Origin of the sequence: Streptomyces sp. NPDC006372, from assembly GCF_040612515.1 — a bacterium.
GTDB lineage: Bacteria > Actinomycetota > Actinomycetes > Streptomycetales > Streptomycetaceae > Streptomyces.
In genome coordinates this window covers 192,200-218,102 of the sequence record NZ_JBEXQJ010000010.1, presented here as the reverse complement: position 1 = coordinate 218,102, position 25,903 = coordinate 192,200, and the positions used below count along the sequence as shown (strand labels likewise).

Below are 25,903 nucleotides of genomic sequence, written 5' to 3'. Positions count from 1 at the left end.
CGCCCTAGTTCCGAGTGCCGTCCAGGCGGGCCGCCGCGCTGTCCAGCAGCATCTCCAGGGCCGTCGGATAGGCGCTGGTGACCATGCGGGTGGCGAGCAGGGGTGCGGCCTCCGCGATGCGGGGGTGGGTGGCGGCGGGCAGACGGGCGTACGTCGAACGCCACATCTCCTCGTCGGCGTGGAGCGAGACGCTCGGCAGGGCCAGAGAGGCGGCGTCGAGGGCGGCGATGCCCAGGGTGGTGTCGATGAAGGCGTGGTACACGCGCACCGCCTCGGCCACCGGGAAGCCCGCCGTACGCAGGATGCCGAGGACGGCCTCGTCGGCGGCGAGTTCGTTGGCCCGGCCCGAGACCCGGCTCGCGGTGAGCACCGCCGCCTGCGGATGCGCCACGTACGCGGCGTGGATGCGCAGCCCGACGGCCCGCAGGTCCGCCCGCCACTCCCCCGTCGGTGCCCAGCCGCCGAGCGCCTGGCCGATCAGCGCGTCGCCGATGGCGAGCGTCAGGTCGTCCATGCCGCGGAAGTACCGGTAGAGGGTGCTCGGGTCGGCGTCCAGGGCCAGGCCGAGCCTGCGGGCGGACAGCCCCGCGCTGCCGTGCTCCTGCAGCATCCGCAACGCGGTCTCGACGATCAGCTCTTCGGACAGCACGGTGCCGCTCTTGGTGGGCCTGCGCCGGCGGCGTTTCTCCTCGGGCACCACGGGCTTGGGCACGACGGCTCCTTCCTTATGCCAACGCCATTGACCTTAGGACACAGGGCGGCGTTGTATCTCCCCAAGGGCGCGCCACGTTCTTCACAAAAAGGGAGTTTCCGTCATGCGTGTACTGCTCGTGGGTGCCGGTGGTGTGGGCGGCGCGATCACCCGGATCGCCGCCCGGCGGCCGTTCTTCGAGGCGATGGTGGTGGCCGACTACGACCCGGGCCGGGCCGGGGCGGCGGTCGCGGCGCTGGGCGGCGACGCGCGGTTCACCGCCGAGCAGGTGGACGCGAGCGACGAGGAGGCCGTGGCCCGGCTGCTCGCGCGGCACCGCTGCGACGTCCTCCTCAACGCCACGGACCCGCGTTTCGTGATGCCCCTGTTCCGCGCGGCCCGCGCCGCGGGCGCCGGCTACCTCGACATGGCGATGTCACTGTCCCGCCCGCACGCCGAGCGGCCGTACGCGGAATGCGGGGTCAAGCTCGGTGACGAGCAGTTCGAGCAGGCGGCCGACTGGGAGAAGGAGGGCGTGCTGGCCCTCGTCGGCATGGGTGTGGAGCCGGGCCTGTCGGACGTGTTCGCGCGCTACGCCGCCGACGAACTCTTCGACGAGATCGAGGAGATCGGCGTCCGCGACGGGGCGAACCTGACCGTCGATGGCTACGACTTCGCGCCTTCGTTCAGCATCTGGACCACCATCGAGGAGTGCCTCAACCCTCCGGTCGTCTACGAGAGGGGCCGGGGCTGGTTCACCACCGAACCCTTCAGTGAGCCCGAGGTCTTCGACTTCCCCGAGGGCATCGGCCCGGTCGAGTGTGTGAACGTGGAGCACGAGGAGGTGCTGCTCGTCCCGCGCTGGGTCGACGCGCGCCGGGTCACCTTCAAGTACGGGCTGGGACGGGAATTCGTCGAGACGCTGAAGACGCTGCACCTGCTGGGCCTTGACCGCACCGGCCCGGTGACCGTGCCGGGGCCGGACGGTCCGGTGGCGGTCTCGCCCCGGGACGTGGTCGCGGCCTGCCTGCCCGACCCCGCGACACTGGGCGAGCGGATGCACGGCAAGACGTGTGCGGGCACCTGGGTGCGGGGCCTCAAGGACGGGAAGCCGCGCGAGGTGTACCTGTACCACGTGGTCGACAACCAGTGGTCGATGGCTGAGTACGGCTCCCAGGCCGTGGTGTGGCAGACCGCCGTCAACCCCGTCGTCGCGCTCGAACTCCTCGCCACGGGCGCCTGGTCCGGCGCGGGCGTGCTCGGCCCGGAGGCCTTCCCGGCACAACCGTTCCTCGACCTGCTGGCGGCCTACGGCTCGCCCTGGGGCATGCGCGAGATGTGAACGGTAGTCCGGCGCGGCGCTGTTTCACCAGGCATCGACAGGTGACCCGAAAAGGAGTAAGCATCCGAACGGGCACGTTTCTACTGTGATGCAGGTGACTTCGATGGACAACTGGCGAGACCACGCTGCCTGTCGGCACGAGGACCCCGAGCTCTTCTTCCCGATCGGCACCTCCGGCCCGGCCCTGTTGCAGACGGAGCAGGCCAAGGCGGTGTGCCGGCGCTGCCCCGTGCAGGACCGGTGCCTGGAGTGGGCGATGGACACCGGGCAGTCCATCGGCGTGTGGGGCGGAACCAGCGAGACGGAACGGCGTGCGCTGAAGCGGCGCGCGGCGGCCCGGCGCCGCTCCGGCTGACGTGCGCCCGTCACCCCTGGGGGTTCAGCTGCGACGCAGCGGCCCCCAGGGGTTCTCCTGCCGGGACACCTCGGCCTTCGCTTCGTCGATCACGTGCTGGTGGATCCAGCTCATCGGCCGGGCGTCGATGACCAGCGGTTCGTTGTCGGGTCCGCGGCCCGTCTCCCTGCCCGCGAGCACCCATGGGCGGACGCCGGGGCTCTTCTCGTGCGGCAGATGGGCGTAGTCGTACAGACGGCGGGCCACCCACACCCGGACGGGCCGGTCCTCCCACCACTCCTCGACGTCGAGCGGGTTGGCGGACAGGCCCGGCATCGCCACGCCCGTCAGATCGTCGGTGCTGGACACGTCGCGGAGATCGGTCCGGGGGCCCCGCGACCAGCGGACGTACAGACCCTGATGCCGTTCGACGAGCTCTGCGAGTTCGTCGAGTGTGCGCACCACCGGCAGGTCGTCCGATCCACTCATGGCGTGACCTCCTCCCATGACGCCGTCAGGCGGACGGAGTACCCGCCCGGCGCGAGCGGAACCGGCCGTTCGGCACGGCGCGCCGCCGCACCGGCGCGGGGTTAGGCTCGCGGCACACTCGTCCGTCGCCGAAGGGGCCGACCATGAGCGTTCGCGTGCGCCGCGTCTACGAACCGCCCGAGCCGGACGACGGCGTGCGGGTGCTGGTCGACCGGCTGTGGCCGCGAGGTCTGGCGAAGGACGCGGCGCGGGTGGACGAGTGGCCGAAGGCGCTCACCCCGTCGACGGAGCTGCGCCGCTGGTACCACGCGGACGAGCGTTCCTACGAGGAGTTCGCCGAGCGGTACGAGGCGGAGCTCGCGGCCGGCGAGGCCGCCGAGCTCCTCGACCACGTGCGCGACCTGGTCCGCGAGGGCGACGTGACGCTGCTGACCGCGTCGAAGACACCCGAGCGAAGCCACGCCACGGTGCTGGCCCGCCTCCTGGACGGCTGAGACGGGCTCTCCCGTGCGGTCCTCAGGCGGTCTGCCTCGCCGCCGCGCGGCCCGCCGCCCGGCCCGAGAAGAGGCAGCCGCCGAGGAAGGTGCCCTCCAGCGCGTTGTAGCCGTGGACACCGCCGCCGCCGAAACCCGCCACCTCGCCGGCCGCGTACAGTCCCTCCACCGGCTTGCCGTCGCTCCCCAGCGCGCGGGAGTCGAGGTCGGTCTGGATGCCGCCCAGGGTCTTGCGGGTGAGGATGTGCAGCTTGACCCCGATGAGGGGGCCGGCCGCGGGGTCGAGGATGCGGTGCGGGGTCGCGACCCGGCCGAGGCGGTCGCCGACGTAGCGGCGGGCGTTGCGGATGCCCTGCACCTGGGCGTCCTTGGCGTAGGGGTTGGCGATCTGCAGGTCGCGGGCCTCGATCTGGCGCTTGATCCCGGCCGCGTCGAGGAGTGGCTCGTCGGTGAGCTCGTTCATCTTCGCGACGAGTTGCTCCACAGTGTTCGCGGTCACGAAGTCGGCGCCCTTGCGCAGGAACGCGTCGACCGGTCCTGGCGCGCCCTTGCCGAGGATGCGTTCCTTCAGGAACCCGGCGCGGTCCTTGGCGGTGATGTCGGGGTTCTGCTCGGAGCCCGACAGGGCGAACTCCTTCTCGATGATCTTCTGGGTGAGGATGAACCAGGAGTGGTCGTGCCCGGCGACGTCCTCGGTGGTGCGCAGGTGCTTCAGGGTGCCGAGGGTGTCGTAGCCGGGCAGGTACGGGCCGGGCAGCCGGCGGCCGAGGGCGTCGAACCACATCGAGGACGGTCCGGGCAGGATGCGGATGCCGTGGCCGGGCCAGATGGGGTCCCAGTTCCGCAGGCCCTCGGTGTAGTGCCACATCCGGTCGCGGTTGACCAGCCGGGCGCCGGCCTCGGCACTGATGTCGAGCATTCTGCCGTCGACGTAGGCGGGGACGCCGGTGACCATCTCCCGCGGCGGAGTGCCGAGGCGCTCGGGCCAGTGGCGGCGGACGATGTCGTGGTCGCCGCCGATGCCGCCGCTGGTCACGATCACGGCCTGGGCGGTGAGTTCGAACTCGCCGATCGCATCGCGGTTGGAGGCGACGCCGCGGGGTGAGGTGTCCTCGGCGAGGACCGTGCCGCGCACGCCCTTGGCCGTGCCGTTCTCGACGACGAGTGCGTCGACGCGGTGCCGGTGGTGGAAGGTGAGCAGGCCGTCGCGGGCGGCCTGCCTGGCGTACCGGACGAACGGTTCGACGACGCCGGTGCCGGTGCCCCAGGCGATGTGGAAGCGGGGCACGGTGTTGCCGTGCCCGTGTGCCGTGAGGTCGCCGCGCTCGGCCCAGCCGACGGTGGGCAGGAACGTGATGCCGTGCCGGTCCAGCCAGGACCGCTTCTCCCCCGCGGCGAACTCGACATAGGCGCGAGCCCAGCGCACCGCCCAGGAGTCCTCGTCGTCGAGCCGGTCGAAGCCGGCGCTGCCCCGCCAGTCGCTCCAGGCGAGGTCGAAGGAGTCCTTGATGCCCAGGCGCCGCTGCTCCGGGGAGCCGACGAGGAACAGCCCGCCGAAGGACCAGAAGGCCTGGCCGCCGAGGTTCGCGGCGTTCTCCTGTTCTACAAGGGCGACCCTTCTGCCCCTGCTGGTCAGCTCGTGTGCCGCGACCAGGCCGGCCAGGCCCGCTCCGACGACGATGGCATCGGCGTCCATGCGACCGTTCCCTTCTTCAGTTCCGCGTGGGGTCGGGGAAGCCGCTGCCGTCGGTCAGCAGGGCCGTGAGCAGTTGCTTCAGCCAGATGCGGGCGTGCTCCACGTCCCGGTCCAGCAGCAGTTGGGTGGTGACGCCGTCATAGGCCGCGACCACGGCGTGGGCGGCGCCGTCCGTGCCGCCCAGCACGGCGGGCAGCGAGGTGTGGCCGCGGGCCCGGGCCAGCCGGTCGGCGATGGCCTGCCGCAGCCGCGCGCGGTGTTCCAGCAGGCTCCGGGCCACCTCCGGGTCGCGCGCCGCGTGCACGAGGAAGTCCGTCTTCACCAGGAGCCAGTCCCGGTCCAGGAGCAGCACGTCGGTGACCCGGTCGACGGCGGCCGGCACGTCCAGGCCGGGTCCGTCGAGGGCGAGGGCGCCGGACACCTGTTCGGCGATCACGTCGGCCCGCTCGCGGTACAGGGCGAAGAACAGCTCGTCGAGGCTGGAGAAGTTGGAGTAGAAGGCGCCCCTGCTGTAGCCGGCCGCCTCGCAGACCTCTTCGATCGAGACGTGCCCGAAGCCTTTGGCGGCGAACACGGAGAACGCCGCCCGGAGGAGATTGGCGCGAGTGCGGGCACGGCGCCTTGTCATACGCCCGGTGGTTCCCTCGACGGCCATGCGCTGCCCCCTTTTCGATACAGGACTGTATTCGATACATCGGTGTATCGAAAGGCCCCGGCGCCGCCCTCGCCTCTCCCATGGAACACATTTTCGATTCAGGGGTACGCTGGCGGCATGCACCTCCAGGGCTCTCTCTTCGACCAGACCGACGAGCTGCGCCTCGGCCCCCTCGACGGGAGCGACCGGACCCACCTCGGCTTCGGCGCCTGGCTCGATGTCCTGCCCGGGTGGCTCAGCGGTTCCGACGCCCTGTTCGAACAGCTCGCCTCGGAGGTGCCGTGGCGGGCCGAGCGGCGCAAGATGTACGACAACGTCGTCGACGTGCCCCGGCTGCTCGCGTTCTACGCCGCCGAGGACCGCCTGCCGCACCCGGTGCTGACCGAGGCCCGGGACGCGCTGAGCGCCCACTACGGCGAGGAACTGGGCGAGCCCTTCACCACGGCGGGGCTGTGCTACTACCGCGACGGCCGGGACAGTGTCGCCTGGCACGGTGACCGCATCGGGCGCGGAGCGCGCGAGGACACGATGGTCGCGATCCTGTCCTTGGGAGCGCCCCGGGATCTGCTGCTGCGCCCGATGCGGGGCGGTCGCGACACCGTGCGCCGCCCGCTGGGCCACGGCGACCTCGTCGTGATGGGCGGCTCCTGCCAGCGCACCTGGGAACACTCCGTTCCCAAGAGCACGCGCGCCACGGGACCGCGCATCAGCATCCAGTTCCGTCCGCACGGCGTGCACTGAGCCACCGAACACCCTTCCCTCGTTCGAAGGTTGGGGGCGGACCCGGCGATTCCGCCGGCCGGGGGTTCTGCTTTCCTTTTCCCGTCGGGCCGGGACAACACGAGGCGGGCGAACATGCGGGCTGACGTACACCACGTCGCGGACGGCACCTTTCTGGTGCACGGCTCCAACACGAACTGGGTGATCCTCACCGAGGGGGACGCCGTCACCCTCGTCGACACCGGGTACCCCGGCGACCGGGAGCAGGTCCTCGCCTCGCTCGCGGAGGTGGGAAGCTCCCCGGAGGCGGTCGCGGCCGTGCTGATCACGCATGCGCACAACGACCACCTCGGCTCCGCCGAGTACCTGCGCGCCACGTACGGCACGCCCGTGTACCTGCACGAGGCCGAAGTGCCGCACGCGCGGCGGGAGTTCCTCCACCAGGTGTCCGTCGGGACGGTGCTGCGGAACGGCTGGCGTCCCGGCGTGCTGCCGTGGGTCGTGCACGCCCTGCGTTCCGGCGGCACGATGCACAACCCGGTCACGGCCCCCGAGCCGTTCCCGACGGCCGGCGCCCTGGACCTGCCGGGGCGGCCCGTGCCGGTGCACACACCCGGCCACACCGACGGGCACTGCGCCTACCACGTGCCCGGCACCGGTGTGCTGATCTCCGGCGACGCCCTGGTCAGCGGGCATTCGACCTCGCGGATCGAGGGGCCGCAGCTGCTGCCGGACATGTTCCACCACGAACGCCCGCGGGCCGTCGCCTCCCTGGACGTCCTGGCGGAGCTGGACGGCGAACTGCTGCTGCCGGGGCACGGCCCCGCCCACCGCGGTGCGGTGCGGGACGCCGCGCACCGGGCCCGGGAACGCGCCCTCTAATCTGATGTGACGATCGGCGGCGAGACTAGGACACCCGGCTCATGGCACTGCACATCAGCGCGACCAACCCGGAGCATCCCGCGCTCCTGCTGGAGCTGCCGTGGGACCTGCCCCTGGAGGAGTGGCCGGAGGAGTACCTCGTGCCGCTGCCGCGCGGTATCTCCCGGCACGTGGTGCGCTACTCGCGGGCCGGGGACGAGGTGATCGCCGTCAAGGAGCTGGCCGAGCGGCCCGCCCTGCGCGAGTACCAGCTGCTGCGGGACCTGGACCGGATCGGCATCCCGGCGGTGGACCCGCTTGCCGTGGTCACCGGCCGCCTCGACGCGAACGGCGTCCCGCTGGAGTGCGTTCTGGTGACCCGGCACCTCGGCGGCTCCATGCCGTACCGCTCGATGTTCGAGACGACCATGCGGCCGGCCACCATGCACCGGCTGATGGACGCGCTCGCCGTGCTCCTGGTGCGGCTGCACCTGGCCGGGTTCGCGTGGGGTGACTGCTCGCTGTCCAACACCCTCTTCCGGCGTGACGCCGGCGCCTACGCGGCGTACCTGGTGGACGCCGAGACCGGTGATCTCCATCCGCGGCTCAGCGACGGGCAGCGCGAGTACGACCTGGACCTCGCCCGGGTCAACATCAGTGGGGAGCTGCTGGACCTGGAGGCGTCCGGGGCGCTGCACCCGTCGGTGGACCCGATCGAGTTCGGCATGGAGATCTGCGCGCGCTATCGCAGCCTGTGGGACGAGCTCACCCGCACCTCCGTGTATCCGGCCGGCAAGTACCACTACATAGAACACCGCATCCGCCGCCTGAACGACCTCGGCTTCGACGTCGCCGAGATGCAGATCGAGCACGCCTCGAACGGTGACACGGTCAGCTTCGTGCCCAAGGTCGTCGACGCCGGTCACCACCAGCGGCAACTGCTGCGCCTGACCGGTCTCGACACGGAGGAGAACCAGGCCCGGCGGCTGCTGAACGACTTGGAGAGCTGGATGGCCACCCAGGACGACTACGCCCCGGGCGACCCCCTGGGCGCGCGCCCCGAGGTGCTGGCCCACCGCTGGGTGCGGGAGGTGTTCCGGCCGACCGTGCGGGCCGTGCCGCCGGAGCTGCGCGGCGCCATGGACCCGGCCGAGATCTACCACCAGCTCCTCGAACACCGCTGGTACATGTCCGAGCGGGCCCAGCAGGACATCGCAATCGAGACGGTGGTCGAGGACTACATCACGAACATCCTCCCCAAGGCCCGCAAGACGCTGCAGCCGACGGCGGACTGAGGGACGGCCGGCGTCAGGTGTGCGGCACCACGGCCACCGGGCAGTCCGCGTGGTGCAGCATCCCGTGCGCCACCGAGCCGATCCGGGCGCCGACGGCCGTGCGGCGTGTCCGGCGGCCGACGACCATCAGCTGGGCCGTGCCGGCCACCGACAGCAGTACCTGGGCGGCGCTGCCCATCTCCACGTGCTCCTCCACCGGCACGCGGGGGAAGCGTTCCCGCCACGGCCGGACGGCGTCGGCCAGTGCCCTCTTCTCGTACGGCTCCAGTCCCCCGGCCTCGTCGGCGAGCTTCAGCGAGCCCGGGCTGTAGGCGAACACGGGCGGCAAGGTCCAGGCCCGTACGACCCGCACGGTCGCGCCGCGCGCGGCGGCCGTCTCGAAGGCGAGGCGCAGTGCGTCGGCGCCGTCCTCCGGGTCGCCCTGCTGGCCCACGACGATCTCGCGCCCCGCGGCCTCGCCCGAGGGCTGGGCGCCGGCCCGGACGAGCACCACGGGCCGCGCGGCGGCGGCGATGACCTGCTGGCCGACCGAGCCGAGCAGGAAGCCGGCGATCCGCCCGTGACCGCGCGAGCCGAGCACCAGCAGCTCGGCCCCGGCAGCGGCGGCGACCAGCGTGTCGACGACCGGGCCCTCCACGACGTCGGTGGTCACGTCGAGGTCGGGGTGCTGCTCGGTGACGGTCCGGACGGCCTCGGTCACCGCGCTGTGCACCCACTCGGCCTGGCTGTCCGCGTCGCCTTCGATCCCGGCTTCCAGCACCTCCTGCGGCTGGATGTGCCAGGCGTGCACCACCCGCAACGGCAGATCACGTCGCACCGCCTCCCGCGCCGCCCAGGCCAGGCCGGCGAGGCTCTCCTGCGATGCGTCGACCCCTGCGGTGATCGGGCGTGTCATTCGGCTGCCTCCCTGTGAAAGGTCCCTGCGTGCCGCTCAGTCTCCACCACCGGGGCGACGCGTTCCGCGTGCCGGGTCCCGGCCGGAGCCGATCTCCGTATCGGAGCGCGGGGCGGCGATCGAACATACGATGGGCGGAGGTCGGCGCGGTGCCCCGGGACGCCGTGTCGTGAATCGACCGCCCGGTGTGGGGGACGAATGGCACAGGCCGCCGATACGGCGCGGACCGTCATCATGACCGTGGACGACGACCCGGGTGTCTCCCGGGCCGTGGCCCGGGACCTGAGGCGGCGCTACGGCGCGTCGTACCGGATCGTGCGCGCGGAGTCCGGCGCGTCGGCCCTCGACGCGCTGCGGGAGCTGAAGCTGCGCGGCGATCTCGTGGCGGTGATCCTGGCCGACTACCGGATGCCGCAGATGAACGGCATCGAGTTCCTCGAACAGGCTCTGGACGTGTACCCGGGCGCGCGGCGGGTGCTGCTGACCGCGTACGCGGACACGAACGCGGCGATCGACGCGATCAACGTCGTGGACCTCGACCACTACCTGCTCAAGCCCTGGGACCCGCCCGAGGAGAAGCTGTATCCGGTCCTGGACGATCTGCTCCAGGCCTGGCGGTCCAGCGACTACCGGCCGGTGCCCAGCACGAAGGTCGTCGGGCACCGTTGGTCCTCACGCTCCTCGGACGTCCGGGAGTTCCTGGCCCGCAACCAGGTGCCGTACCGCTGGTACTCCTCCGACGAACCGGAGGGGCGGCGTCTGCTGGCCGCGGCCGGTGAGGACGGGATGCGGCTGCCGGTGGTGATCACCCCGGACGGGACACCACTGGTCGAGCCGGAGGCCGTCGACCTCGCGGCCCGGGTCGGTCTGGCCACGACCCCGACGGCCGACTTCTACGACCTGGTCGTGATCGGCGGTGGCCCGGCCGGACTCGGCGCTGCGGTCTACGGCGCCTCCGAGGGGCTGCGTACCGTGCTGGTGGAGCGGTCGGCGACGGGCGGTCAGGCGGGTCAGAGCTCACGCATCGAGAACTACCTCGGCTTCCCCGACGGTGTGTCGGGCGCGCAGCTCACCGACCGGGCGCGGCGGCAGGCGGCGAAGTTCGGCGCCGAGATCCTCACCGCGCGCGAGGTGACGGCACTGGAGGTCAACGGTGCCGCCCGGATCGTACGGTTCTCGGACGGCTCGGCGGTCGCCGCGCACAGCGTGATCCTGGCGACCGGTGTGTCCTACCGTCAGCTCGCGGCGCCCGGCTGCGAGGACCTGACCGGCTGCGGGGTGTTCTACGGGTCGGCCCTGACGGAGGCGCCCTCCTGCCAGGGGCAGGACGTGTACATCGTCGGCGGCGCCAACTCCGCCGGGCAGGCGGCGATGTACCTCTCCCGGGGCGCCAAGTCGGTGACCCTGCTGGTACGCGGCGCGTCGCTGTCGGCGTCGATGTCGCACTACCTGATCCAGCAGATCGAGGAGTCGCCCAACATCCGGGTGCGGTGCCGCACGGTCGTCGAGGAGGCGCACGGCGACGGCCACCTGGAGCACCTGACCCTGCGGGACGTGGACAGCGGCACGACCGAACGGGTCGACGCGCAGTGGGTGTTCGTGTTCATCGGCGCGGCCCCGCTGACCGGCTGGCTGGACGGCACGGTGCTGCGGGACGAGCGCGGGTTCATCCTCGCCGGCCCCGATCTGACCGCCGACGGCCGCCCGCCCGAGGACTGGGAGCTGGACCGGCCGCCGTACCACCTGGAGACCAACGTGCCCGGTGTGTTCGTGGCGGGCGACGCCCGCTCCGAGTCCGCCAAGCGGGTCGCGTCCGCCGTCGGAGAGGGAGCCATGGCCGTGATGCTCGTCCACCGGTACCTGGAGCAGTCGTGAGCGGGCAGCCGATGCCCTGCAGCCCCGCGGAGATCGGGTCGCTGTTCCTGTTCGAGAAGCTCACCCCGGAACAGCTCGGCAGGCTGTGCGCCGCCGGACGTGTGGAGCGGTTCGAGCCCGGCCCCGTGTACACCGAGGGCGAGCCCGCCACCTGCTTCTACGTGATGGTCGAGGGCACCGTCGTGCTGTACCGCCGGGTCGGCGGGGACGACGTGGAGGTGACCCGGACCTCGCAGCGCGGGGTGTACGCCGGGTCCATGCAGGCGTACCTGGGCGACCGGGTGCGGCAGGTCTACAACAACTCCATGCGCGTCACCGAGCCGACGCGGTTCTTCGTGCTGCCCGCCGACACCTTCGCGGAGATCATGCAGGACTGGTTCCCGATGGCGGTGCATCTGCTGGAGGGGCTCTTCTTCGGTGCCAAGAGCACCCAGCGGGCCATCGGGCAGCGTGAACGGCTGCTGGCGCTGGGATCGTTGTCCGCGGGGCTCACGCACGAGCTGAACAACCCCGCCGCGGCGGCCGTACGGGCGACCGCGACGCTGCGGGAACGGGTGGGCAAGATGCGTCACAAGCTGGCGGTCATCGCGCAGGGGTCGTACTCCCCCGAGGTGATGTCCCGCCTCATCGACATCCAGGAGCGGACCGCCGAGCGCGTCGCCAAGGCCCCCACGCTCAGTCCGCTGGAGGCCTCCGACCGGGAGGACACGGTCACCGACTGGCTCGACGACCACGGCATCCCGGAGGGCTGGCGGATCGCGCCCACCTTCGTCCAGGCCGGTCTCGACGTGGACTGGCTGGACCAGGTCGCGGCGGCGGTGGACGAGGAGATGCTGACCAGCGCGATCGGATGGCTCAACTACACCGTCGAGACCGAGCTGCTGATGGACGAGATCAACGACTCGACCACCCGCATCTCGCATCTCGTCGACGCCGCCAAGCAGTACTCCCAGCTCGACCGCGCGCCGTTCCAGAACGCCGACGTGCACGAACTGCTCGACAGCACCCTGCTGATGCTGTCGGGCAAGATCGGCAAGCGGATCGAGGTCGTCAAGGACTACGACCGTACGCTGCCGAGGATCCCGGCGTACCCGGCGGAGCTCAACCAGGTCTGGACGAACCTGATCGACAACGCGGTCTCGGCCATCAACAGCGCGGGCGGCGAAGGGACGTTGACCGTGCGGACGGCTCCGGATCACGACCGGCTGCTGGTGGAGTTCCGGGACACGGGGGTCGGTATCCCACCGGAGGACCGGGGGCGGATCTTCGATCCGTTCTTCACCACGAAGCCGGTGGGCGAGGGGACCGGGCTCGGGCTCGACATCTCCTGGCGGATCGTGGTGAACAAGCATCACGGGACCATTCAGGTGGAGTCGGAGCCGGGGGACACCCGGTTCCAGGTGCTGCTGCCGCTCACCGCGGTCGAGGAGGAGCCTTCATGAGTGGTGAGAACGGAATCGACCCGAGCGTCCCGCCGAGCGGGAGCGGGTGTGCCGAGTGCGAGCAGGCCGGGGGATGGTGGTTCCATCTGCGGCGCTGTGCGCAGTGCGGGCACGTGGGGTGTTGTGACAGTTCGCCGGCGCAGCACGCCACGGGGCATTTCCGGGAGACCGGGCATCCTCTGGTGCAGAGCTACGAGCCGGGTGAGAACTGGTACTGGGACTACGGGACGAACGAGTTGTACGAGTCGGGGCCGGAGTTGGCTCCGCCGGTGAGTCGTCCTGCGGATCAGCCGGCGCCGGGGCCCGCGGGGCGGGTGCCGGTGGACTGGGCGAAGGTCTTGCGGGCCTAGGAGCTCGGAGCTTTGCTGTTCAGTGGCGGCCGCGGGCCGGATGTGGTTGATCGCGTAGTTCCCCGCGCCCCCAAGACAAAGAAGGTGGGTTCGTGCCGCAGGGCTCCATGGTCACGCCCGTTGTAGGGCGGGATGCCGAACTCGCCCGGCTTTCCTCGATGCTGGATCGTGCGCGTGACGGGGAGGCGCGGGCCGTGCTGATCGCCGGGGACGCCGGCGTCGGCAAGACACGGCTGTTGAACGAGGTCTCCGCGCGGGCCGGAGCCGACGGGATGACCGTGGTCACCGGGCACTGTGTGGATCTCGGGGACGTCGGGTTGCCTTATCTGCCGTTCACCGAAGTGCTCGGCGTGCTCGCCGCCGACGAGCGGTTCGCTTCCGTTCTGGCCGCTCATCCCGTGGCCGAGCGGCTGCTGGGGGCCGGGACCGATGCCGTGCGGGACGTGGACGGGCGGTTGCGGCTGTTCGAGGGCATGGCGGGGCTGCTGGCCGATGCGGCGGAGGTCGCCCCGTTGCTGCTGGTGCTGGAGGACCTGCACTGGGCCGACCAGTCGTCGCGGGATCTGCTGCGGTTCCTGCTCGGCCGGGGTGTGCTCCGGCACCGGCTGGCGGTGTTCGCCTCGTACCGGGCCGACGACGTGCACCGCCGCCATCCGCTGCGGCCGCTGCTGGCGGAGTTGGTACGGCTGCCCGCCGTGGAGCGGCTGGAGCTGCGGCCGCTGGCCGACTCCGACGTGGCACTGCTGGTACGGGCTCTCGGACCGGGCCCGCTGCCGGACGCCACGGTGCGGCGGATCGTGGAGCGGGCCGAGGGGAACGCCTTCTACGCGGAGGAGTTGCTCGCGGCCACCGACTCCGAGTCCGGCGGGGTGCCCAGCGGACTCGCCGACGTGCTGCTGATCCGCTTCGAGCAGCTCTCCGACACGGCGCAGCAGGTGCTGCGGACCGCCGCGGTGGCCGGGCGCCGGGTGGAGCACGAGGTGCTGCGGGAGGCGGTCGGGCTGCCCGAGGAGGAGTTGGAGTCGGCGCTGCGCGAGGCGGTGGGCAGGCAGCTCCTCGTGGCCGGGGACGACGACACGTACTCCTTCCGGCACGCTCTCGCCCGTGAGGCCGTCTACGCCGATCTGCTCCCCGGTGAACGCGCGCGACTGCACGGCGCGTTCGCCCGGCTGCTCGCGGGGCGCGGCCGGACCGCCGAGAGCGCCGCCGAGCGCGCCCACCACTACCGGGAGAACCACGACCTCGCCGAGGCGCTGGCCGCCTCCCTGGAGGCCGCCGACCACGCGCACCGCGTAGGTGCCCCCGCCGAGGAGCAGCGGCATCTGGAAGCGGTGCTCGATCTGTGGCAGGCGGTGGATGCCGAAGCCCGGCCCTCGGGCGGGGGCGTCGACCGGGTGACGCTGACGCTGCGCGCCTCGGCGGCCGCGGCGCACGCCGGGGAACTGCACCGCGCGGTCTCCCTCAGCCGGTCCGCGCTGGCCGACCTCGGCCAGGACGCCGGCTCCGAGCTCGCCGCCCGGGTTCGTTACACCCTCGCCGGAAATCTGCTGAGTGTGGACAGCCTGACGGCGGCGTTCGCCTACAGCAGCGAGGCCCTGGGGATGATCCCCGAGGATCCTCCGTCGCGTACGTGGGTGTGGGCGGCGGCCACCCATGTCATGACCGCACGCCACGTGGGGGACAACGAGACCGCGCGGCGGGTCGCCCGCCGGGCCCTCGGGGTGGCGGAGCAGCTGCGGGTGACCGACGCCCAGGCGGATCTGCAGATCTCACTGGCCGTTTTCGACATCGGCGGGCGGAGCAGCCCGGAGGGCCGTGAGCGGCTGCTCAAGGCCCGGGACCTGGCCCGGAGTTCGGGCAACGCGCCGGTGGAGCTGCGCGCCCTGTTCAATCTGGCCATGGGCTGTTACGAGTCCGGCGACCTGGCGGACTGCGTGCCCTGGCTGACCGAGGGCCTGGACCGGGCGCGGCGCGCGGGGCTGCTGTCCTCGCCGTACCCGCTGGAGATGCGGTATCTGCGGCTGGTGGTGCTGCATGTGCTGGGCCGCTGGGACGAGTGCGTGCGCGCGGCGGCGGCCGATGCGGAGGTGCTGCCGGCGGCCGGCGGCCACACGGTCGGTCCCGCGCTGTACGTGGCGCTCGCCCGCGGGGATCTCACGGCCGCCGACCGGGCGCGCTCGCTGCTGGAGGGGCCCTTCGACTGGATGGCCACCCTGGTCGCGGGCATCGTGCTCACCGATGCCGCGGGGCAGCGCCGCGATCCCGAGGACGCGGTGCGGTGGATGCGGTCCACGGTCTCGGCCCTGACGGACGAGGCGGGCACCCGCCCGGACGTCACGGTCCGGCTCGCGACCCTGGCGCTGTCCGCGGTGGCCGACGCGGCCGCCGGTCTGCGGCTGACCGGCGACGAGGCCGGGGTCCACCGCTGGACGGCCACCGCGACGGAACTGGTGGAACTGGCGCGGGCCACCGCCGCCCACGGCGCGAGCGGCACTCCCCAGGGGCCCGAAGGGCAGGCATGGCTGGCCCGGGCGGAGGCGGAGTGGATGCGGGCCGTGTCGGGGCCGGACGCGTCGGCATGGGCGCGGGTGGTCACGGCGTTCGACTACGGCGACGTCTACGAGCGGGCGCGCTGCCGGTTGCGGTACGCCGAGGCCCTGGTCGCGGCCGGGCGTCGTGAGGAGGCCGTGGCGGAGGCCCGAGCCGTCCGGGAGACCGCGGACGATCTCGGCGCCACGCCACTGCGGGAGCAGGTCGACACCCTGGTCCGGCGCGGCCGTCTGGCGGACACCCCGGCCGGCGGCGACCGCGCCGGCGTGCTCACCGCGCGCGAACAGGAGGTGCTGCGGCTGCTCGCGCTCGGCCGCAGCAACCGGAGAATCGGCGAGGAGCTGTTCATCAGCGGCAAGACGGCGAGCGTGCATGTCTCCAACATCCTCGCCAAGCTGGGCGCGTCGAGCCGTGGCGAGGCGGTGGCGGTGGCCTACCGGGAGGGCCTGATCGCTCCGGAGCCATCGGCGTCCGGCTGAGCCGGATCAAGGGATGACTCCCGGGCGGGCCGCGGTGGTCTCGTGCTGTCCCCGACCCGTGGCCCGGCTTCGCAGTCGAGGCTCTCCAGGTCGACGGCGTCGGCCATCGCCCGCATCCCCTTGTCGTTGGGGTGGATGTGGTCGCCGCCGTCCAGGGCCGGCAGGATCCGCTCGGGGTCGCGGGGGTCGCGCAGGACACGGTCGAAGTCGGTGACCGCGTCGAACGTGCCGCCGGTGCGGATGAACTCGTTCACCCGCCGGCGGACGGACTCCCCCGCGGGATCCCATTCCCCCCAGCCCTTGTAGGGGGCGATCGTGGCGGCGACGACGCACTTCCCGGCCGCGTGTGCCCGGTCGGTCAGCCTGCGGTATCCGGCGATCAGCTCGTCGGCGGTCGCACCGGGCTCGGCCTTGATGTCGTTGACCCCCTGGAAGAGGAACACCGTGCGCACACCCGGCAGCGAGAGCACGTCCCGCGAGAGACGGTTCAGGGCGCTCTGCCCCGGCCCGTCGGTCAGGACCCTGTTGCCGGCGATCCCTTCGTTGGCCACGCCCTTGACGGCCGACGCGGGGGTCGCGCGCAGCCGGCGGGCGAGTTGGTCGGTCCAGCGTCGGTCGAGGTCGGTCGTGGAGTGCCAGCCGTCGGTGATGGAGTCGCCGAGGGCCACCACGGCGCCCGCCGCGGGCCGGGGCCGCACGGTGACGGTGTCGAGGTAGAACCAGGAGCCGATCCGCTGCGTCCAGTTGGCCGCGCCCTCCTCCGCCGTGTGGTCGCCGTCGGTGGTGTACGACGTCTGCATCGCCATCCAGTGTCCGGTGAGCACCCCTCCCGCCCGCGGCACGAACATGCTGACGACGAGCGCGCTCGCGGCGGGGAGGCGGACGGGCAGCGGGTCGCTGTAGACGATGCCCCCGGCGGGGACGGTGACGGACCGGGCGCCGCCGAAGGTCAGCCGCCTGTTGCTGCCGGGCACGAGTGCGGCTCCCTCGCGCTGGAGACCCGCGTGCACGTTCTCGAACGTCACCGGCTGGTCGCCGAAGGCGTTGGAGAGCCGCACCCGGAGGCCGGTGCCCCCGACGCTGGTGCGGACGACCAGCCGGTAGCCGCGGCCGTCGACCGCCGCGCCGACGCGGTCGGCGGAGGAGGCCCAGGTGACCACGCCGTCCCCGGACGGCGCCGCGGTGCCGGGAGAGGGAGGCGGCTCCTCTCCCCGGGGGATCCCGCCGGACGCGCAGCCCAGTACGAGGCACGTGGAGAGGGCGGCCAGGGCGGTGCGGCGGAGGGGCCGTGCGGTGCGTGGCAACGAGGGCGCTCCTTCGGCCGGTGTGCACGGGCGGGCCGTGTCGGGGGCGAGGTCCCGCAGGGTCGCGGGGCCGTCGGGAGCGCGTCGGATCCGCCGTGCTCTCCCGGCGTACCACACGGTAGCGGTGCGGTCTGTCGACACTGTGCGGGGTGTCCTCGGCGGGCTGGTCCTGCCGTCGGCGCAGGTCGAGAAGAAGCTCGGGCACCTGCTGGACGTAACTCTTCGGCGGCTGACACCCGTTGCTCCCTGGCACGATCTTGGCGGAGGGGAAGGCTCCGGGCGAGGATGCCCGCATGAAGGGTGACCTCTTTTCAAGCGAGCACATGGTGCAGCCGGCCGTCGCAGCGGGCATGACGGTCGAGAACGCCAAGTGCGTCCGGTACACGGTGAACGGCGAGATGCTGGCCCGGCAGGGCGCGATGATCGCCTACCGCGGCAACCTCCAGTTCGAACGCAAGGGCCAGGGCGTGGGCGGCATGCTCAAGCGCGCGGTCACCGGGGAGGGTCTCCCGCTGATGGCGGTGCGGGGGCAGGGCGAGGCCTGGTTCGCCCTCGAGGCGCAGAACTGCTTCGTCGTGGACGTCGAACCCGGCGACGAGTTCACGGTCAACGGCCGCAACGTGCTGTGCTTCGACGCCACGTTGTCGTACCGCATCGCGACCGTGAAGGGCGCCGGCATCACCGGCGGCGGCCTGTTCAACAGCGTCTTCACCGGGCACGGCAGGCTGGGCCTGGTCTGCGAGGGCAATCCCCTCGTCATCCCCGTCTCCCCGCAGTACCCGGTGTACGTCGACACCGACGCGATCGTCGGCTGGACCGCGAACCTCCAGACCTCTCTGCACCGTTCCCAGTCCATCGGGTCGATGCTGCGCGGCGGCTCCGGCGAGGCCGTGCAACTCATGCTCCAGGGCGAGGGATACGTCGTCGTACGGCCGAGCGAGGCGGCACCGCAGAAGGCCGGTCAGCACTGAGACCCCGTGAGGTGATCTGCGCCTCACAGGCAACCCCGTCCGATCCGTCAACGTCTTGATCGGCAACAGGTGATGCCCTGGCCCTTGCGGCCGGGGCAGGTTTTCAGCCTGCTATACACGCCATGTATACGTTCTGTGTATACATCGTGCGCATACCGACATGCTCACCGACGGAAGGCATCGATGTACGGCAAGGCTTTCGCCCCGGAATACCAGGGCGCCCTCACCACCCTGTCCGTCAACTCCTCCCTGACCGACGTCCTGGCCGCCGGCACCGAGCAGCTGAGGGCGGCCGAGCGCGCCGGAAGGCCCGGCGAGGTGGCGCGTTCCGGACTCGCGGTGGCCGAGGCGCACCGCCGGCTGGGGCGGGTCGAGGACGCGGACCGCGCCTGGAAGGCGAGCTACCGTGCCGCCCGCCAGGCCGAGGACGTCGGGGCGATGGCCTGGGCGCTGTGGAGCGGCGGCACCCTTGCCCGGCAGCGCGGCGCGTTCCCCCTGGCCCGCCGGCTCCTCCAGCTCGCGGCCGACCTGGGCGAACGGGGCGGGGACATCGTCGTACGCGGGTACTCGCTGGCCGGTCTGGCCGAGACGGGCCGCATCCAGGGCGACTACGAGGCCGTCGGCCGGCTGCACGAGCAGTTGCTCGCGGAGGCCCGGCGTCGCGGGGAGGCGCGGCACACGGTCTGGGCGCTGGAGGGCATCGCCCAGATGCACCGCAACACCGGGGGGTACGACACCGCGTACGCCCTCTTCGAGGAGGCCGCCGAGATCGCCGCACGGGCCGACGACCGGCGCGGCCACGCCTGGGCGCTGCGCGGTCTGGCCGATGTCGTGTCGGTGCGCGACGGGGACACCGAGCGGGCGCTGGAGCTGCTGAGCGAGGCGGAGACGACGTGCCGTGCGATGCGGCTCTCCAGCGCGCTGGCCTACAACCACAAGATGCGCGGCAACGTCCTGTACCGGGCCGGGCGTTACGCCGAGGCGCGCGGTCTGTACGAGCAGGCGCTCGAGGAGTTCCGCACCATGAGCGAGCCACGCGGGGAGGCCCTGTCGCGGCTGGGTCTCGCCAAGTCCCGCGCCCGCCTGGGCCGCGATCACGCCGAGACGGCCGCCGAACTGGCCGACCTCGCCGGCACGCTGGAGCGGATCGGCCTGCAGCACGCCCGCAAGATGGTGGCCCGCGCGTACGAGGAGCTCGGCATACCGGACGCCGGGTTCGCGGACACGAGGACAGCGGAGGTGGCCCGATGACGGTGTCCTCCACGGCGGTGGGGACGGCGCGGCTGGGCATGTCACCGCAGGGTGAGCGGCAGGACCGGGCGGCCGCCCCCGGCCGGCCCGCGGACGCGCACCGGATCCTCGACCGCTGCCGCGCGCTCGTACGCCCCGCCCTCGCCGAAGCCGTGGGGCGACTGCACCCCTGGATCGGCGAGATGGCCGCCTACTCCTTCGGCTGGTGCGAGGTGGGCGGCACCCCGGCCGTCGTCCCCGGCGGCAAGGGCGTCCGGCAGGCCCTCGCGGTGCTCGGCGCCGAGGCAGCCGGCGCACCGGCGCGAGCGGGCGTGGCCGCGGCCGTCGCGGTGGAGCTGGTGCACACCTTCTCCCTGCTGCACGACGACATCATGGACGGCGACGCGGAGCGGCGCCGCCGCCCGGCCGTGTGGAAGGCCTACGGCACGGGCCCGGCGATCCTCGCCGGTGACGCCCTGTTCGCACTGGCCATCGAGACACTCGCGGCGCAGCCGGGCGGTGCCGCGGCCGTGCGGACCCTGTCCGTGGCGCTGGGCGACCTGGTGCGCGGGCAGGCGGACGACCTGCTGTACACCGACCGCCCCTGGACGGGGCCGGAACGGGTACGGCCCGACGAGTACCGGGCGATGGCCGAGCACAAGACCGGCGCGCTGCTGGGCTGCGCGGCCGCGCTGGGCGCCACCCTGGGCGGGGCCGCGCCCGAGACGGTCGCCGCCCTCGACCGGGTGGGCCGGCACCTCGGGATCGCCTTCCAGATCGTCGACGACGTGCTGGGCATCTGGGGTGATCCGCGGGTCACCGGCAAACCGGTCCACGGCGACCTGCGGGAGCGGAAGAAGACGTTCCCGGTGCTGGTCGCACTGGACTCCCCCGTCGGCGGCCGGCTCGCCGCACTGCTGGAGACCGGTGACGCGCCCGGTGCGGCGGCGGAGCTGATCGAGCGGGCGGGCGGCCGTTCGGCGGCCATGGCGGAAGCCCGGCGGCATCTCGCCGTCGTCGACACGGCACTCGCCGGGGCTGCGCTGGAGGCCGGGGCCGCCGCCGAACTGCGTGCGCTGCTCGGCTTCCTGGTGCGACGGGACGTCTGAGCCGACGTCCCGCGGGAATCCGCCGCCGAATTCGTCGGAGGGGTTCGAGTTCGGCCGCCGGGCCCCTTCCTATTTACCGCCGGTTACCACCTGGCCAGCCCGGGATTTGCGATTCGGCCGGCTTCGGCGGGCGAATTCGCCGCACCCTCGGCGGCCCGGGGCGGCCGAGGTGAGCCGCTCCTGAGCCCGCGAAAGACCGTTTTCTCTCGCACACTTGCTTCCAACTCTTGAATAAAAGACAGCAATGACCGCTCAGTTGCGATCCGTTTGAACGCAGCACGCCTCACGCCCCGTACTTCTGGAAAAGGTGAGAGCCAGGTTTCCAGCGAGGGATGGCCATGGGCAGGGCGCACGTCTCCACACACCAGTTGGTCGCCGGCCGGTACCGGCTGCTCGAGATCATCCAGCGGGAGACCAACCGCATCTGCTGGTACGCCGAGGACACCGGCACCGGCGATATCTCCCGGCCGTGCCTCGTCACGCAGATCGGGCTCCCGGACAACGCGTACGAGACCGAGCGGCGGGCCCCCGCCCGTCTGCTGCGCACGTCCGAGAACATGGCGTTGCTGTGCCCCGGCCGGATCGCCACGGTCGTGGACGCCGTCGAGGAGGCCGGCACGCTGTGGACCGTCAACGAGTGGATCGACGGCACCCCCCTCGGGGAACTCCTCTCGGAGCAGGGCACGTTCAACTACGTGCGGGCCGCCCGCGTCGGCCTGGAACTGCTCGACGTGCTGGACGCCGCGCACGCCGAGGGCATCACCCATGGCGAGCTCAGCCCCGGCCAGGTTTTCGTACGCGAAGACCACTCGATCGTCGTCACCGGCTTCGGCCTGGCCGGGGCGACCCTGGCGCCCCGGCTCACGGCGCCCGCCTACGCCTCACCGGAGCAGGCGCGCGACGAGCGCATCGGTCCGGCGGCAGACCTGTGGGCGCTCGGCGCGATCCTCTACACGATGGTCGAGGGACGCCCGCCGTTCCGGGACCGGGGGCGTCCGGAGAACACCCTGAAGGGCGTGGACCGGCTGCCCCTGCGCACGCCGGTGCGCACCGGGCCGCTGACGCAGGTCGTGCAGGGGCTGCTGCGCAAGGACTCGCGGGAGCGGCTGACCCGCATGGTGGTCCGTGAGGCGCTGACCCGTGCGCTCAGCGAGGATCCCGAGGCGGGCCTGGCGTCGGTGCCGGCTCCGCGGCTGCGCGGCGCGTACGCCGCCATCCGGCCGGGGAACCCGGCGTGGAGCAGACGGACCATGGTGGCCGGCACCGCCCTGGCCGTCGTCACGGTCGCGGTCGCCGTGCTCGCCGCGACACAGGGACTGCCCGGCGGCGACTCCGGCGGCGACGCGGCCGACTCGCCGGCCCGGCCACCGGCCTCCGCGGCCTCGCCCGGCGAGCCCACCGGCGGCGACGGCACGGGTACGTCCGGCGCTCCGAGTCCGACCAAGAGCCCCTCCTCGCCGACGCCCACCCCGTCATCCCCCTCGCCCACGCGCACGCCCACGCCGTCCGCCCCGGACACGGCCCTGCCGCCGGGCTTCCACCGCTACCAGGCGCCGGAGGGCTTCTCCGTCGCGCTGCCCGAGGGCTGGAAGCGGCTGGACACCGACCGCCAGGGCGATCTGCGGTACCGGGTCGTCTTCGGCGCCGACGGCGACGACCGCACGCTGGCCGTCACCTACAGCGAACGCGTGGGACCGGATCCGGTGGCCGTGTGGCGGGACGAAGTCGAGCCCAACCTCGAGCAGTCCGGTGACTACCGGCGGATCGGTGAGATCCGCGCGACGACGTACCAGGGGTTCAAGGCCGCCGACATGGAGTGGACGGCGGACGTCGGCGACACCCGCACGCACACCTTCGGCAGGGGCTTCCTGCTGGGTGGGGGCCGGAGCTTCTCCCTGCGCTGGAGCGCCCCGGACGCCGACTGGAAGGACACCGCGAACCAGGAGGCCCTGCGGACCGTACTGAAGGCGTTCCGTCCTGACTCAGACTGAGTCGCGCGGTGCGCGCAGTGAGGTGAGCGGGCCGGGGTGGAGGGGCTGGGTGCGCCAGCGCGCGGTGAGCGTACGGTCCGCGAGGGAACAGGTCAGCGCCAGGCGGTGCGGGGTCTCCAGGAACGCCACCTCCACGGCCAGCGTCCCGGAGTCGGTCCAGCCGCCGCTCGCCGCGATCGGCAGCGGCTCCTCCGCCACCGTCCAGCCGTCCGCCCCGATCCGCAGATCGAGCCGGTGCTCGCCCTCCGTGAGCCCGAGCGTCCAGCCGTCGGCGTCCGGTACGAGCCCGGCCGCCAGAGCCGGACCGTCCCCCTGGGGCGACTCGAATTCGGCGGCCGCCCAGTCCCCGGCCCGGTCCGGGGGTGCGGGCCTGCCCGGGGCGGGCGGCAGGGCCAGGCGGGTGAGGCGCTCCCGCAGTGCCGTGTCGGCGGCCTCCCGGCCGGGCAGCGGCTCGGGGCCGAAAGCGGGCAGCAGGTGCTCCCAGACGAGGTTCAGGAAGTCCTGCATCCGTTCGGTCGCCGCTGTCGTCGCGATGACCGCGTCGTGCTCGGGCAGCACCAGGCAGAACTGGCCGTACGCGCCGTCGCCCCGGAACCCGTGCCGGGACATCCAGAACTGGTAGCCGTAGCCCTGGTCCCAGTCCTGCCGGCCCGTGTCCCCCATCGCCCCGGCGGTCGGGATGTGCGGCCGCGCGGCCCGGGACACCCACCCCTCGGGCAGCAGCCGCTTGCCTTCCCAGACACCGTCACCCAGGTACAGCCGGCCGAGCCGCGCGACGGCGTCGGTGGTGGCGTGCAGTCCGCTGAAGCCGATCTCGCGGCCGGTGCGGTCGCGCCGCCAGGACACCTCGCCGATGCCCAGCGGGTCCAGCAGCCGGGGTCGCAGATACGCGGTGAGCGGCTGCCCGGTCACCCGCTGGACGATCGCGGCGAGCGTGTAGGTGGTCATTTGGTTGTAGGCGAAGACGGTGCCGGGGTCCCGGTCGGGCGGCAGCAGCAGGAACCCGCGGACCGGCTCCCGCGGGTCCGTCCGGTAGGCCTCGTCGACGGTCTCCTTCTCGTGGCCGCTCGACATGGACGCCACGTGCCGCACGAGCATGGCCCGGCTGCGCGGGTCGGTGATGTCGGCCTCGAACTCGGGGAAGTAGGAGATCACCGGCGCGTCGAAGTCGAGCAGTCCCTCGGCTTCGGCCAGGGCGGCGGCGGTCCCGGTGAAGCTCTTGCTGAGCGAGTACAGCAGGTGGGGGCGGTCGGGGGTGTACGGCGCCCACCAGCCGGAGGCGACCAGATGTCCGTGCCGCATGATCATCAGGCTGTGCGGCTCGATCTCCGGAGCCGCTTCGAGGGCGTCGAGGAAGGCGTGGACGCCGGAGGCGTCGACACCCTGGGCGGCGGGACTGCCGGTGGGCAGGGCGAAGGCACTCATGGAGGCATCCTCCCCCCGTCCGCGGACCTTGATCGAGCAGTTTTCCGGCCCGCTGTCAGGGGACTCGACGGTTATGGTGCAAATCGGATACACAATGATGACCGAGCAGGCCGGCCCCCGTGAGCTCGTCGACCACGTGGTGCGGGCCGAGGAGGCGGGCTTCGACTTCTCGGTGACCTCGGACCACTACTTTCCCTGGCTGCGTTCGCAGGGCCATTCGCCCTACGCGTGGACGGTGCTCGGCGCGGCCGCCCAGGCCACGTCACGTATACCGTTGATGACGTACGTGACGTGCCCGACGTTCCGCTACCACCCCGCGGTGGTGGCGCAGAAGGCGGCGACGCTGCAGTTGCTGTCCGAGGGCCGATTCCGGCTGGGGCTCGGCTCCGGCGAGAACCTCAACGAGCACGTGGTGGGCGCCGGCTGGCCGGCCGTCGACGTACGGCACGAGATGTTCGAGGAAGCCGTGGAGATCATCCGCGCCCTCTTCGAGGGTGGTCACGTCAACCACCACGGCACGCACTTCGACGTGGAGTCGGCCCGGCTGTGGGACCTGCCGGACGAGGCCCCGCCCATCGGTGTGGCCGTGTCCGGGGAGCAGTCGTGCGAACTCGCCGGCCGGCTCGGCGACCTGGTGATCGCCACGGAGCCCAAGGCGGGTCTGCTGGAGGCGTTCGACCGGCACGGCGGTGAGGGCAAGCCCCGGGTCGGCCAGCTGCCGGTGTGCTACGACCCCGACCGGGACGCCGCGGTCGAGCGGGCCCACTCCCAGTTCCGCTGGTTCGGCAGCGGCTGGAAGGTCAACTCGGAGCTGCCGCACCCCGATTCCTTCGAGGCGGCGACCCAGTTCGTGAGGCCCGACGACGTCGCCGGCGCCATCCCGTGCGGTGACGACCCGGAGGCGTTCGTCGAGGCCGTCCGCCCGTACGCCGAGGCCGGGTTCACCGAGGTCGCCCTCGTCCAGATCGGCGGCGAGTCGCAGCCGGCGTACCTGGACTGGTCGGAGAAGACCCTGCTGCCCGCTCTGCACGACGCGTTCGGCTGAGGTCCGCCGCCAGCTCTTCCACGGCCTGTTCGACGAATTGAGCCCTCCGCCCCGGAGGGCTCTTCTTCACGACCGCGCTCATCCGCTGCGCCTCCTCGGTGGTGGGCAGGAACCCTGTCAGCAGGAGTGGCAGCAGCAGGCGTCTGACGAGCACCTCGGTCTCGGAGATGCCCTGCGGTCTGCGCACCACCGAGACGTTGACCCGGATCGCGTGTTCGTTTCCCGGCGGGACACCCGGACGGTCCGTCTCGATCGCGGCATAGCGGAAGCCGTGCGCCAGGTCGCAGGACGGGCAGCCGGCCGGACCGCGGGAGAGCCGGTCGCCGCAGTCGGGACACACCAGCCGGTCGAGGGCGGCATCCACCACCCGCCAGTCGTGGCGGTCGGGTTCGGCCGCGACCATCTCGGCCAGATCCCTCTCCTGCCCGGCGCCGGCGACATCCCATCGGCGCAGGAAGGCGGCCCACTCCCCCTCGACGATGCCGTCCACCAGTTCGCGGCAGACGGCACAGGCGGGGGCACCGCCGTACTCGAGTCCGCCGCACCGGGCGCAGCGGCGCGGCGCCGCACCCACCTCGGGTCGCACCATGCCACGCATCCTCGCGCAGGCGTCCGCGGCGGGGGAAACGATTTACGGCCAGGGCCGGCGCGGGCGGTGAA

General features: G+C 72.4%; 23 protein-coding genes. 15 read left to right on the top strand and 8 right to left on the bottom strand.

Annotated features, from left to right (window positions below):
* Nucleotides 1-4 precede the first annotated feature (4 nt).
* A complete protein-coding gene (locus ABZ016_RS18615) occupies nt 5-712 on the bottom strand; it encodes a TetR/AcrR family transcriptional regulator (RefSeq protein WP_356917704.1) in 708 nt (235 codons plus the stop codon).
* Between the two features lie 103 nt (nt 713-815).
* Between ABZ016_RS18615 and ABZ016_RS18610 the strand changes: the two genes are divergently transcribed.
* Both ABZ016_RS18610 and ABZ016_RS18605 read left to right on the top strand, forming a co-directional pair.
* Nucleotides 816-2,033: a saccharopine dehydrogenase C-terminal domain-containing protein gene (locus ABZ016_RS18610; protein ID WP_356917703.1), complete on the top strand. Its 1,218-nt coding sequence runs from the start codon at nt 816-818 to the stop codon at nt 2,031-2,033.
* Between the two features lie 103 nt (nt 2,034-2,136).
* Nucleotides 2,137-2,388, top strand: a complete 252-nt coding sequence (locus ABZ016_RS18605) for a WhiB family transcriptional regulator (protein WP_356917702.1) — start codon at nt 2,137-2,139, stop codon at nt 2,386-2,388.
* Nucleotides 2,389-2,412: 24 nt separating this feature from the next.
* On the opposite strand, the gene ABZ016_RS18600 is transcribed toward ABZ016_RS18605, so the two are convergent.
* Nucleotides 2,413-2,856: a DUF6098 family protein gene (locus ABZ016_RS18600; RefSeq protein WP_356917701.1), complete on the bottom strand. Its 444-nt coding sequence runs from the start codon at nt 2,854-2,856 to the stop codon at nt 2,413-2,415.
* Between the two features lie 143 nt (nt 2,857-2,999).
* Between ABZ016_RS18600 and ABZ016_RS18595 the strand changes: the two genes are divergently transcribed.
* Nucleotides 3,000-3,350, top strand: coding sequence for a DUF488 family protein (locus ABZ016_RS18595; protein WP_356917700.1), 351 nt, complete (start codon nt 3,000-3,002; stop codon nt 3,348-3,350).
* A gap of 22 nt (nt 3,351-3,372) precedes the next feature.
* Here ABZ016_RS18595 and ABZ016_RS18590 read toward each other — a convergent pair whose 3' ends face one another.
* Nucleotides 3,373-5,046 (bottom strand): FAD-binding dehydrogenase, encoded by a 1,674-nt coding sequence (locus tag ABZ016_RS18590; RefSeq protein ID WP_356917699.1) that lies wholly within the window; start codon nt 5,044-5,046, stop codon nt 3,373-3,375.
* Nucleotides 5,047-5,062: 16 nt separating this feature from the next.
* Nucleotides 5,063-5,701, bottom strand: a complete 639-nt coding sequence (locus tag ABZ016_RS18585; RefSeq protein ID WP_356917698.1) for a TetR/AcrR family transcriptional regulator — start codon at nt 5,699-5,701, stop codon at nt 5,063-5,065.
* 117 nt (nt 5,702-5,818) lie between these two features.
* On the opposite strand from ABZ016_RS18585, the gene ABZ016_RS18580 reads away from it, so the two are divergent.
* The 3 genes from ABZ016_RS18580 to ABZ016_RS18570 all read left to right on the top strand — a co-directional run bounded on the left by ABZ016_RS18580 (nt 5,819) and on the right by ABZ016_RS18570 (nt 8,577).
* Nucleotides 5,819-6,442: an alpha-ketoglutarate-dependent dioxygenase AlkB gene (locus tag ABZ016_RS18580; RefSeq protein ID WP_356917697.1), complete on the top strand. Its 624-nt coding sequence runs from the start codon at nt 5,819-5,821 to the stop codon at nt 6,440-6,442.
* A 114-nt stretch (nt 6,443-6,556) separates the two neighbouring features.
* Nucleotides 6,557-7,303: an MBL fold metallo-hydrolase gene (locus ABZ016_RS18575; RefSeq protein ID WP_356917696.1), complete on the top strand. Its 747-nt coding sequence runs from the start codon at nt 6,557-6,559 to the stop codon at nt 7,301-7,303.
* 41 nt (nt 7,304-7,344) lie between these two features.
* Nucleotides 7,345-8,577 carry a DUF4032 domain-containing protein gene (locus ABZ016_RS18570; protein WP_356917695.1) on the top strand — a complete coding sequence of 411 codons (1,233 nt, stop codon included), beginning with the start codon at nt 7,345-7,347 and terminating at the stop codon, nt 8,575-8,577.
* Between the two features lie 13 nt (nt 8,578-8,590).
* On the opposite strand, the gene ABZ016_RS18565 is transcribed toward ABZ016_RS18570, so the two are convergent.
* Complete coding sequence (locus ABZ016_RS18565) at nt 8,591-9,472, bottom strand: universal stress protein (RefSeq protein WP_356917694.1); 882 nt, start codon at nt 9,470-9,472, stop codon at nt 8,591-8,593.
* A gap of 198 nt (nt 9,473-9,670) precedes the next feature.
* Here ABZ016_RS18565 and ABZ016_RS18560 point away from each other — a divergent pair, with 198 nt between their 5' ends.
* The 4 genes from ABZ016_RS18560 to ABZ016_RS18545 all read left to right on the top strand — a co-directional run bounded on the left by ABZ016_RS18560 (nt 9,671) and on the right by ABZ016_RS18545 (nt 16,168).
* The gene (locus tag ABZ016_RS18560; RefSeq protein WP_356917693.1) at nt 9,671-11,347 is read left to right on the top strand and encodes an FAD-dependent oxidoreductase; all 1,677 of its coding nucleotides are present in this window, start codon (nt 9,671-9,673) and stop codon (nt 11,345-11,347) included.
* Between the two features lie 11 nt (nt 11,348-11,358).
* Nucleotides 11,359-12,789 carry an ATP-binding protein gene (locus ABZ016_RS18555; RefSeq protein ID WP_356917722.1) on the top strand — a complete coding sequence of 477 codons (1,431 nt, stop codon included), beginning with the start codon at nt 11,359-11,361 and terminating at the stop codon, nt 12,787-12,789.
* A complete protein-coding gene (locus ABZ016_RS18550; protein WP_356917692.1) occupies nt 12,786-13,139 on the top strand; it encodes a UBP-type zinc finger domain-containing protein in 354 nt (117 codons plus the stop codon). The genes ABZ016_RS18555 and ABZ016_RS18550 overlap by 4 nt, the downstream gene beginning before the upstream one ends.
* Before the next feature lie 92 nt (nt 13,140-13,231).
* Complete coding sequence (locus ABZ016_RS18545) at nt 13,232-16,168, top strand: AAA family ATPase (RefSeq protein ID WP_356917691.1); 2,937 nt, start codon at nt 13,232-13,234, stop codon at nt 16,166-16,168.
* Here ABZ016_RS18545 and ABZ016_RS18540 read toward each other — a convergent pair.
* Nucleotides 16,123-17,472: an SGNH/GDSL hydrolase family protein gene (locus tag ABZ016_RS18540; RefSeq protein WP_356917690.1), complete on the bottom strand. Its 1,350-nt coding sequence runs from the start codon at nt 17,470-17,472 to the stop codon at nt 16,123-16,125. The two genes, ABZ016_RS18545 and ABZ016_RS18540, sit on opposite strands and share 46 nt — an antisense overlap.
* A 293-nt stretch (nt 17,473-17,765) precedes the next feature.
* Here ABZ016_RS18540 and ABZ016_RS18535 point away from each other — a divergent pair, with 293 nt between their 5' ends.
* The 4 genes from ABZ016_RS18535 to ABZ016_RS18520 all read left to right on the top strand — a co-directional run bounded on the left by ABZ016_RS18535 (nt 17,766) and on the right by ABZ016_RS18520 (nt 22,773).
* Nucleotides 17,766-18,443: an AIM24 family protein gene (locus ABZ016_RS18535; RefSeq protein ID WP_356917689.1), complete on the top strand. Its 678-nt coding sequence runs from the start codon at nt 17,766-17,768 to the stop codon at nt 18,441-18,443.
* 183 nt (nt 18,444-18,626) lie between these two features.
* Nucleotides 18,627-19,694 carry a tetratricopeptide repeat protein gene (locus tag ABZ016_RS18530; protein ID WP_356917688.1) on the top strand — a complete coding sequence of 356 codons (1,068 nt, stop codon included), beginning with the start codon at nt 18,627-18,629 and terminating at the stop codon, nt 19,692-19,694.
* A 38-nt stretch (nt 19,695-19,732) separates the two neighbouring features.
* Complete coding sequence (locus ABZ016_RS18525) at nt 19,733-20,782, top strand: polyprenyl synthetase family protein (protein WP_356917721.1); 1,050 nt, start codon at nt 19,733-19,735, stop codon at nt 20,780-20,782.
* Between the two features lie 338 nt (nt 20,783-21,120).
* The gene (locus ABZ016_RS18520) at nt 21,121-22,773 is read left to right on the top strand and encodes a serine/threonine-protein kinase (RefSeq protein WP_356917687.1); all 1,653 of its coding nucleotides are present in this window, start codon (nt 21,121-21,123) and stop codon (nt 22,771-22,773) included.
* Here the strand turns inward: ABZ016_RS18520 and ABZ016_RS18515 are convergent.
* Complete coding sequence (locus ABZ016_RS18515) at nt 22,765-24,198, bottom strand: serine hydrolase domain-containing protein (protein WP_356917686.1); 1,434 nt, start codon at nt 24,196-24,198, stop codon at nt 22,765-22,767. The two genes, ABZ016_RS18520 and ABZ016_RS18515, sit on opposite strands and share 9 nt — an antisense overlap.
* Before the next feature lie 73 nt (nt 24,199-24,271).
* On the opposite strand from ABZ016_RS18515, the gene ABZ016_RS18510 reads away from it, so the two are divergent.
* Nucleotides 24,272-25,243 carry an LLM class F420-dependent oxidoreductase gene (locus ABZ016_RS18510; protein WP_356917685.1) on the top strand — a complete coding sequence of 324 codons (972 nt, stop codon included), beginning with the start codon at nt 24,272-24,274 and terminating at the stop codon, nt 25,241-25,243.
* Here the strand turns inward: ABZ016_RS18510 and ABZ016_RS18505 are convergent.
* Nucleotides 25,140-25,832 (bottom strand): hypothetical protein, encoded by a 693-nt coding sequence (locus ABZ016_RS18505; RefSeq protein ID WP_356917684.1) that lies wholly within the window; start codon nt 25,830-25,832, stop codon nt 25,140-25,142. The two genes, ABZ016_RS18510 and ABZ016_RS18505, sit on opposite strands and share 104 nt — an antisense overlap.
* Between the last annotated feature and the right edge of the window lie 71 nt (nt 25,833-25,903).

Bases quoted from the DNA above. Each gene is read 5' to 3' on its own strand.
- ABZ016_RS18600 (WP_356917701.1), bottom strand. From the start codon at position 2,856: ATGAGTGGATCGGACGACCTGCCGGTGGTGCGCACACTCGACGAACTC.
- ABZ016_RS18560 (WP_356917693.1), top strand. From the start codon at position 9,671: ATGGCACAGGCCGCCGATACGGCGCGGACCGTCATCATGACCGTGGAC.
- ABZ016_RS18585 (WP_356917698.1), bottom strand. From the start codon at position 5,701: ATGGCCGTCGAGGGAACCACCGGGCGTATGACAAGGCGCCGTGCCCGC.
- ABZ016_RS18610 (WP_356917703.1), top strand. From the start codon at position 816: ATGCGTGTACTGCTCGTGGGTGCCGGTGGTGTGGGCGGCGCGATCACC.
- ABZ016_RS18505 (WP_356917684.1), bottom strand. From the start codon at position 25,832: ATGGTGCGACCCGAGGTGGGTGCGGCGCCGCGCCGCTGCGCCCGGTGC.
- ABZ016_RS18530 (WP_356917688.1), top strand. From the start codon at position 18,627: ATGTACGGCAAGGCTTTCGCCCCGGAATACCAGGGCGCCCTCACCACC.
- ABZ016_RS18605 (WP_356917702.1), top strand. From the start codon at position 2,137: ATGGACAACTGGCGAGACCACGCTGCCTGTCGGCACGAGGACCCCGAG.
- ABZ016_RS18515 (WP_356917686.1), bottom strand. From the start codon at position 24,198: ATGAGTGCCTTCGCCCTGCCCACCGGCAGTCCCGCCGCCCAGGGTGTC.
- ABZ016_RS18590 (WP_356917699.1), bottom strand. From the start codon at position 5,046: ATGGACGCCGATGCCATCGTCGTCGGAGCGGGCCTGGCCGGCCTGGTC.
- ABZ016_RS18570 (WP_356917695.1), top strand. From the start codon at position 7,345: ATGGCACTGCACATCAGCGCGACCAACCCGGAGCATCCCGCGCTCCTG.
- ABZ016_RS18595 (WP_356917700.1), top strand. From the start codon at position 3,000: ATGAGCGTTCGCGTGCGCCGCGTCTACGAACCGCCCGAGCCGGACGAC.
- ABZ016_RS18525 (WP_356917721.1), top strand. From the start codon at position 19,733: ATGTCACCGCAGGGTGAGCGGCAGGACCGGGCGGCCGCCCCCGGCCGG.
- ABZ016_RS18550 (WP_356917692.1), top strand. From the start codon at position 12,786: ATGAGTGGTGAGAACGGAATCGACCCGAGCGTCCCGCCGAGCGGGAGC.
- ABZ016_RS18520 (WP_356917687.1), top strand. From the start codon at position 21,121: ATGGGCAGGGCGCACGTCTCCACACACCAGTTGGTCGCCGGCCGGTAC.
- ABZ016_RS18535 (WP_356917689.1), top strand. From the start codon at position 17,766: ATGAAGGGTGACCTCTTTTCAAGCGAGCACATGGTGCAGCCGGCCGTC.
- ABZ016_RS18580 (WP_356917697.1), top strand. From the start codon at position 5,819: ATGCACCTCCAGGGCTCTCTCTTCGACCAGACCGACGAGCTGCGCCTC.
- ABZ016_RS18565 (WP_356917694.1), bottom strand. From the start codon at position 9,472: ATGACACGCCCGATCACCGCAGGGGTCGACGCATCGCAGGAGAGCCTC.
- ABZ016_RS18510 (WP_356917685.1), top strand. From the start codon at position 24,272: ATGGTGCAAATCGGATACACAATGATGACCGAGCAGGCCGGCCCCCGT.
- ABZ016_RS18575 (WP_356917696.1), top strand. From the start codon at position 6,557: ATGCGGGCTGACGTACACCACGTCGCGGACGGCACCTTTCTGGTGCAC.
- ABZ016_RS18555 (WP_356917722.1), top strand. From the start codon at position 11,359: ATGCCCTGCAGCCCCGCGGAGATCGGGTCGCTGTTCCTGTTCGAGAAG.